General features: G+C 64.8%; 1 protein-coding gene. It reads right to left on the reverse strand.

All coding sequences use genetic code 11. The features are described 5' to 3' along the window. The coding region (locus ACFWPJ_RS10165; protein ID WP_378849388.1) for a HigA family addiction module antitoxin at positions 1-954 on the reverse strand (954 nt) is incomplete at its 3' end. Positions 955-1,157: the final 203 nt, after the last annotated feature.

A 1,157-nucleotide genomic window follows, 5' to 3' on the forward strand; every position in this document is an offset into this window, starting at 1 on the left:
GTCGGTGACCGCGCGCTTGGAAATCGGCGTGGAGAACTCGAGTCTGCCAGGCAGCGCCCATTCCATGGCGAGCTTGTCGGCTGCATGTTCGGTCTCGTTCTGGGTGGCCGCGCACACGTCCGAGTCCAAGGCGATGCCACCGGACAGGTGCCCCAAGTGCACGTGGGCAAGTTCATGTAGCAGGGTGAACACGACACTGTCGATGCGCTGGATGCGGCCTGACAGGGCGACTACTGGCGTCCCCGACTTGCCCAGATAGGCGCCGCCGTCGATCTTTCCCGACTTGAACGGCGCAACGTAGACCAAGCGAATTCCATACTGTCGGAACAGGTCAGGCAAGGCGGCGAGTGCGGAAGGCACGCGAGCGTGCCGGACGACTTCGCCCGCGAGCTTCCGAACATCCCCCAGCGGAGCTACCTCCGACGGATTCAGCCGGACGGTCCGCCGAACACACGAGATCCATGCCAGCTGTGCCGGCGAAATCGGCCTGCCCTCGTCGGATCGTCGTGCCGCGAACTCGATGACCGGCGTCGACATCGGGTCGTCTATGCCCAGAAATTCGCAGACCGCGGCTTCCTCCTCGTCGATCCCCGCGCCGGTTGGAACGATCCCTCGTTGCCGAAGTTCGGGCATCGGAACGAGTTGTGCGAGACGGGCACGCCTCGAAACCACGGCTGTTCGCTCCGACCCCGCGGTGCGGGACAGCTTCCACAAGCGGTAGGTGTTCTGCAGCCGTAGCCACGTGGCAGCTTCCGTATCGGTTGCGGCCGCGATTTCCATCGCAGTCTCCGCGGTGATCTCCTTGTGCCCGTTGAGGATCTCGGAAACAGCCTGCGTCGGCCTACCCAGGATCTGGGCAAACTCGGCGACGGTCCAGCCGCGTGCCTCGATCTCGTCCCGGAGGTATTCGCCTGCCGGAAACGCCTGCGCAGGCAGCCCGGCATCGTCATTCATTTCTCAGGCCTCCCCTCACGGCAGATCAGTGGTAGGAACGCTGCACTTTCACCGGTCGCAACCTCTGAGCTCACCCCGCGCCGACGGCAATCCCAGGGTACGCCGAGCTCAGCACCGGAAACCAAAACGGGGGGGGGGGGGGGGTGGCCGCCCCCGAGAAAAGTGGGGGGACCACAAAGGTGAGACACCCCGGAGCCCAGCAA

The organism is Nocardia sp. NPDC058497 (assembly GCF_042720195.1).
In the GTDB taxonomy this organism is placed as follows: Bacteria; Actinomycetota; Actinomycetes; order Mycobacteriales; family Mycobacteriaceae; genus Nocardia.